Origin of the sequence: Paracoccus lichenicola, from assembly GCF_009708075.1 — a bacterium.
In the GTDB taxonomy this organism is placed as follows: Bacteria; Pseudomonadota; Alphaproteobacteria; order Rhodobacterales; family Rhodobacteraceae; genus Paracoccus; species Paracoccus lichenicola.
Genome location: NZ_WMBT01000020.1, coordinates 23,283 through 29,707 on the forward strand (window position 1 = coordinate 23,283; position 6,425 = coordinate 29,707).

The following is a 6,425-nucleotide window of genomic DNA, read 5'->3' on the forward strand; positions in this document are numbered from 1 at the left end:
AAATGGCAAACCCCTTGATGGTCTTCAGGAAGCGGGTCTCCAGATTTCGCTCACCGGTCTCAAAGGATCAGCGCGTCACTGACCAATTGCGCAAACGGCGGTCGCCATAGGCGGCGGCGACGACGATGATGCCCAGAAGCAGCATGAACCATTGCGGCTTGACCCCCATCACCACCAGATAGGACTGGATCGAGGACAGGACGAACGCCCCCACCAGGGCGCCGATCAGCGAAATCCGCCCCCCGGCCAGCAGGCAGCCGCCCAGCACACAGGACGCGATGGCCTGCAATTCCATCAGCCGTCCCATCGACCCGTCGGCAAAGCCCAGCTTGCCTGCCTCGAGCGTGCCGGAAAAGGCTGCCAGGACGCCAGACAGGACAAAGGCCGCCAACTTGATGCGATCGACCCGGACGCCCCGCGAATGGGCACTGGACGCCGAGCCTCCGACCGCAAGCAGGCGGTTGCCGAAGGGCGTCATCTTCAAGGTCACGGTCAGCACGACCAGGATGACGACCAGCCAGACCAGCGCGGTGTTGATCCCCAGCAGATCGCCCCCGCCCAAGGCCCAATAGGTCGCGCCGGATCGGTCGCCATAGGGGATCGAAAAGGAAAACCCCTCGGTCAGGGCGATGGCGATGCCGCGAAAGATCATCAGGCTGCCCAGGGTGATGATCAGCGACGGCGTGCCCGTGCGCGTGATCAGCAGCCCGTTGAACGCGCCGATCGCTGCCCCCACCGCCACCGCCGCCAGCATCGCCAGGGCCGGGTCCACCCGCAGCGCCAGCCACAGATAGACCAATGCCCCCATCCCGAAGGTCGAGCCGACCGAGATGTCGATCTCTCCGGTGCCGATGACCAGGGCCACGCCAAGCGACATCAGCCCAAGGGTCGCCGTCACCTGCAAGACCGAGGCGAGGTTGTAGAAGTTCGCCCAGCGGCCATCCGAACTGGCCGAGAACCAGAGGACCAGCAATGCCGCGATCAGGAAGATCCCGATCTCGGCATGGCGGCGGACAAGAGGTTTCAGTGCCGCAAGGGCCATCACACCGCCTCCCGCTTTTCGACCTTGCGGCCACCCTGGCGGATGACTTCCTCCAACTGGTCGGCGGTCATGGAACTGGTCAAGGCGTCCTCGATCTTTTCGCCGTTTTCCATGATGACGATGCGGTTGGCCAGCTTGTGGACCTGAAAGATGTCGTGGGTGATGTAGATCACCAGCAGCCCTTGTTCCTTCAACTGCAAGGCCAGTTCGTTGACATGTTCGCGTTCGCGCACCGACAGGTGGTTGGTGGGTTCGTCCATGATGACGACGCGGTTCTTGAATTCCACCGCGCGGCCGATCTTGACGGATTGGCGTTCGCCGCCCGACAGGCGTTCCACCTCGTCGTCGGCGGACACGTTGTCGCGCAGGCCGAATTCCCGGATCACCTTGGTGGACAGGTCGCGCATCTTGCCCATGTCCAGGAACGGGATGCCCATGATCCGCCTGACCGGTTCGCGCCCCAGATAGAAGTTGCGCGCGATCGACAGGTTGTCGCACAGGCCGACGGATTGCTGGATCGTCTCGATGCCGTTGTCGATGGCCAGCTTGGGGTGGAATTCCTTGACCTGCCGGCCGTCGAACCAGACTTCGCCCGATGTCGGCTTGTGGATGCCGCACAGCACCCGGATCAGGGTGGTCTTGCCGGCGCCATTGTCGCCCACCAGTCCCACCAGTTCCCCCGAATGGAAATCGACCGAAACGTTCTTGAGCGCGTGGAAGGCCCCGAAATACAGATCCAGGTTCTTGACCTGGATCAGGGGTGTCTTGTCAGGCATCTGCTGTTCCTTCCGCATCAAACGCTGTGCCCAAGACGGCGGGCGAGTTTCTGGTTGAAGATCACCGCCACGATCAGGACGATGCCGACGAATGTGATGAACCATGACGAGGGCGCGCCAAGTGCGATCAGCTCGTATCGGAAACTGGTGACGATGAAGCCGCCCAGAACGGCGCCGATCAGCGAACCGCGCCCGCCGGTCAGAAGGCAGCCGCCGATGACCGCCGCCGCGATGGCCTCCAGCTCCAGCAACTCGCCCAGGGTGACATGGGTTTGCGGACGGTCGGCCAGGGTCAGGATCCCCGCGAAGCCCGCAAGCACCGAACACAGCATGAAGGTGATGATCTTGACGCGGTCCGTCAGCACGCCGCGCGATTCGGCGCTGTCCTCGCTGCCGCCGGTCGCCAGAAGGCGGTTGCCGAAGGGCGTGGCCCACAGCATCAGGTTCAGGACGACGCCGATGACCAGCAGCCAGAGGATCGCGGCCTCGATGCCGAACAGCTCGCCGCCCAGCAGGCGGGTCATCCAGTCGGCGCGGGCGTCTTCCGAGAAGTTGTGAACCGATCCGCCGGTCCAGACATAGATGATGCCCCGCGCCGTGAACAGCCCGCCCAGGGTCACGATCATCGACGGAAGCTGGCCCTTGACCACCGCGATGCCTTGCAGGAAACCGACCGCCAGGGCGATCAGCAACGCCACGATCACCGCGCCCGTCACCCCCAGGTCAGGGGTCAGCGTGATGAAGGCCACGCCGGTCAGGCCATAGACCGAACCCACCGAAAGGTCGATTTCCCTTGTCATGATGACCAGGGCCTGGCCCATGGCCAGAAAGCCCAGGATGGCGGCGAAGTGGATGACGTTGGCGATCGTCGCCCTTGTCCACCAGCCGGAAAAGTCGATGGCGGTAAAGACGGCCAGCATCACGGCAACGCCGATCAGCGCGCCGAAGCTTTGGCTTCGCGCAAGAGTGTTCATGGTGACGATCCTGTGTCCTTGGTTGCACAAACGCGCCGTTGTCGCGTCTCGAAGCGGGGACGGCCCCATGCCGGATGCGGCCGTCCCTTCCCGAAGGGGGATCTTACCAGGTGTTCTGTTCGTCGTAGGCCGCATCGCCGAAGACGGCGCGGACCTGGTCGGCCCACTGGTCGGCATTGTCGGCGTTGATGACGATGGGACCGGTCAGGATGTCGCTTTGCGGCGCATAGCCGAAGCGCTTGTTCCAATACAGCCACTCCATCGGCGCAAAGCCCTGCAACCAGAAGCCCTGGCTGTTGGTGGCCAGCACGTGCTTGGCGCGCACCCCTTCGATGGACACGGGGCCTTCGTCCACGGTCAGGATGGTCATGCCCTCGTTGTCCACGTCCGGGCTGAGGCCCATTTCGTCGGCCACGCCCCAGGCCCAGGGCGAGGACCAGCCCGCCACCGTGAAGATATAGTTCGTGTCGGGGTTGGCTTGCAGGAAGGATTGCAGCGTGTTGCGCGCCGTTGCGGGTTCCGCGCCGATGAACAGCTCGTTGAACTTCGCGCCCGCGGGCTCCATCACGTCCTTCATGCCCTGGCAGCGGGCCTTCAGGCCCTGGTGGGCCGAATCATGGCTGGCGCAGACGACGCCGGTCGGCATCGGAATCTCGCCCGCCTCGGCCTGCGCGAGGGCGTATTCGCCCAGCTTCTTGCCGGTCAGGTATTCGTCCCCGCCGACATAGGTGATGTAGGGAATGCGCGCATCGCCTTCACGGCTGTCGGGAATGTTGAAGGCCACGACCGGAATGCCCTGCTCGATTGCCTTGCGCAGCGGACCTTCGAAGGCGTCCGAGCTGACGATCGGCACCGCGATCCCGTCGGGGCGGGTGGCGATGGCCTGTTCCAGCAGGCGCACGTGTTCCTGCACCGAATAGTTGTTGGTCGAGATGTATTCGGTGGTGACGTTCGGATACTTCTTTTCGAACTCCTCCATCGAGCGGGTCAGCCAGTTCATGTTCGGATCGTTGGATCCGATATGGGACACCATCACGAAACGATAGGACGGTTCGTCCTGGGCAAGCGCCGCACCCGAGATTGCCGTCGCACCAAGCAGCACTGCCGTCAAATTGGCAAAAAATTTCATGTCTCTCTCCTCCACAGAGTTTAACGAAAACGGCTTGGCTATGTTCGCAACAAACCATGCACCGAAAACCGTCTAGCAAATATTATTGCAGGATTTGGTTTCAGTCAACGTTTTTGCCGCCCGGGACCGTTGCAGGATCGGCGTGCCTCGATAAGCCCCCGGGACAGACGTTCGGGCTGATGGCGACCGTCCCGACCGACTGATCGAACTGGACCATCGCCCCGGTTGTGACGTCGCTGTCGGATCCCCAGGACAGCGCGGCATTACGCGGCGAAGACTTTCCTGTCTTCGATGATCCCTCCACGGAGCGTCCTCCGTTCCGAAAACAGCACGGAAATCGGATTTAAAGGAGGATACCTCATGCAAACCCAAGCATTTCCGGAAGTTGGCGATGCGTATTTCCTTTCTCGATCCAGTCGAGCGTGCCTGGAGAAACGCACGTTCGCGCGTGATCGATCATGAGGATCCACGCTGCGGATGCATCAAGCGCGCGATTGATATCCGAATTGGAGGATATGGTCTTATGAAAGGCTTGACGCTGCTTTGCCCCAAGAAGAGGAACCTATCGGCAAAGGGTGCAAGAATCCAAGAACGGCTGAACGTTCGACCTGCGTGCTTGGCACTGCGCGATGATCCGGTTACAGATTTTCGAAACGCGACTCATTGCGCGCAGAACTCAGCGCAGCAAACATGAAGCGCACACCTCGTAGGCCATCCTCGACAGTCGGAAACGCGACCTCGGGATCCGCGCTGCCGTCGAGCCGGGCCGTCACGGCTTCAGCGATTTCGCTGTATAGGTTGGCGAAAGCCTCCAGATAGCCCTCGGGATGGCCCGCCGGCACACGCGAGAGTTCGAAAGCACCCGCCGCCACTTCGGCGCCGTTGCGGTAAAGCAACCGAGTGGCGCCACCAAAGGGGGTATAGGCCAGCTCCTCCGGACGCTCCTGGTGCCAGGACAGGCCGCCTGTCGAGCCATGGACACGGATGGACAGACCATTCTGGTTACCTGGCGCGATGGTGCTGTTCCACAGGCATCCTCGCGCGCCATTGTCAAAGCGCAGATGCATGGTGGCATGGTCATCCAGCCGGTTGCCGGGACCAAGGGATGCAAGATCCGCAGACAATTCTGTCACCCGTCGGCCCGTGATGAACTCTGCCAGATGATGCGCATGAGTGCCGGTGCCTGCTACCGCCCCCAAGGGACCATTCCGAGCAGGGTCATTCTGCCAGCCTTCGCTTCCGGCGGTATGGTATTGCGACAGATATTCCACCGATACGCTCCGGACCTCGCCGATCTGGCCTGCCGCGATCATGCGACGTGCCGCACGCACCATCGGATAGCCGGAATACGTATGCGTCACGGCAAAGATCAGACCCTGATCTTTTGCTGTCCTGACCAATTCTTCTGCAAGGGCGACCGAGGTGGTCAGCGGCTTGTCGCAGATGACATGAATTCCCGCCTTCAAGAAGGCCATGGCCGACGGATGGTGATCGGCATTCGGCGTGCAGATCGCTACGGCCTGAATTCCATCATTCCGCCCGGCTTCGGCTTCTGCCATCTCGGCTGCATTGGGATAGCTCCGGTCCGGAGCGATCTGCCAGGCGCGCGCACTTTCGGCGCCGCGCCGTGGATCGCGGGACAGGGCCCCCGCCACCAAGTCCCAGCGTCCGTCCATCAGGGCGGCGGTGCGGTGGGCGGCACCGATGTTTCCGCCAAGCCCTCCTCCCACCATGCCAAGTCGCAGCCGTGCGCGTGGCCAATTCGCCAATCTCATGATGTTTCCTTCGAAATTCTTGCCATGCAAGGGGTCGGTCAGCCGCGACGGCCCATGTAAAGGCGGTTGTAAAGCCAGGCGCTGAACGCGCTGCCCGACACGATGACGATGCCAAGCACGATAGCCTGATCGTAGAAGCTCAGCCCCAGCATGTTCAGCCCCTTGTCCAAAAGCACGATGACCGCGACCCCGCTGGCCGTCTTCATGGCGCTGCCTTCACCGCCGGTGATCGAGGTGCCGCCCAACACCACAGCGGCAATGGCCATTAGCAGAGTATTGTCACCAAGGACCGGACCGCCCGAACCCAGCCGGAGAACCACGGCAACGCCTGCCAGGCCGGCAAAGGTGCCGCAAAGAAGGTAGGCGGCGAACTTTGTCCAGGTCACGCGCAACCCGTTGAAAACGGCGGCCCTTTCGTTCGCGCCGAGCAGGAACATTTCACGTCCAAGGCGAGTGCATCTCAGCAACCATATCGAGAAAGCCAGGGCGGCAAGACCGAACCACAGCAGGTTCGGCAGGCCCAACATGCCGCCCCGGCCCAGTTTCAGGACTTCGATCGGCAGCCGTCCTACCGAAGCGCCACCTGTGATCAGCATGGCAATGGCCCGCAACATCAGAAGCATGCCGAAGGTGTGGACAAAGGCCGGGAAGCGCAGAAACGGAGATATGGGCAAAAGTTGGTGACGCTTGATCAGGCGGCGGCTTGAAGTTGGCGGAGGCCGTCGCGGA

Annotated in this window: 6 protein-coding genes; all 6 read right to left on the bottom strand. The window is 62.2% G+C overall.

Features of this window, described 5'->3' with window-relative positions; all coding sequences use genetic code 11:
• Nucleotides 1-67: 67 nt before the first annotated feature.
• Nucleotides 68-1,042: an ABC transporter permease gene (locus GIY56_RS16755; RefSeq protein WP_154766014.1), complete on the bottom strand. Its 975-nt coding sequence runs from the start codon at nucleotides 1,040-1,042 to the stop codon at nucleotides 68-70.
• Complete coding sequence (locus GIY56_RS16760) at nucleotides 1,042-1,818, bottom strand: ATP-binding cassette domain-containing protein (protein WP_154766015.1); 777 nt, start codon at nucleotides 1,816-1,818, stop codon at nucleotides 1,042-1,044. The genes GIY56_RS16755 and GIY56_RS16760 overlap by 1 nt, the downstream gene beginning before the upstream one ends.
• 17 nt (nucleotides 1,819-1,835) lie before the next feature.
• Nucleotides 1,836-2,792, bottom strand: a complete 957-nt coding sequence (locus tag GIY56_RS16765; protein WP_154766016.1) for an ABC transporter permease — start codon at nucleotides 2,790-2,792, stop codon at nucleotides 1,836-1,838.
• Nucleotides 2,793-2,895: 103 nt separating this feature from the next.
• Nucleotides 2,896-3,921, bottom strand: a complete 1,026-nt coding sequence (locus tag GIY56_RS16770) for a sugar ABC transporter substrate-binding protein (protein ID WP_154766017.1) — start codon at nucleotides 3,919-3,921, stop codon at nucleotides 2,896-2,898.
• Nucleotides 3,922-4,559: 638 nt separating this feature from the next.
• Nucleotides 4,560-5,696 carry a Gfo/Idh/MocA family protein gene (locus GIY56_RS16775; RefSeq protein WP_154766018.1) on the bottom strand — a complete coding sequence of 379 codons (1,137 nt, stop codon included), beginning with the start codon at nucleotides 5,694-5,696 and terminating at the stop codon, nucleotides 4,560-4,562.
• 38 nt (nucleotides 5,697-5,734) lie between these two features.
• A partial coding sequence (locus tag GIY56_RS16780) for an ABC transporter permease (RefSeq protein WP_230312599.1) occupies nucleotides 5,735-6,425 on the bottom strand: 691 nt, incomplete at its 5' end.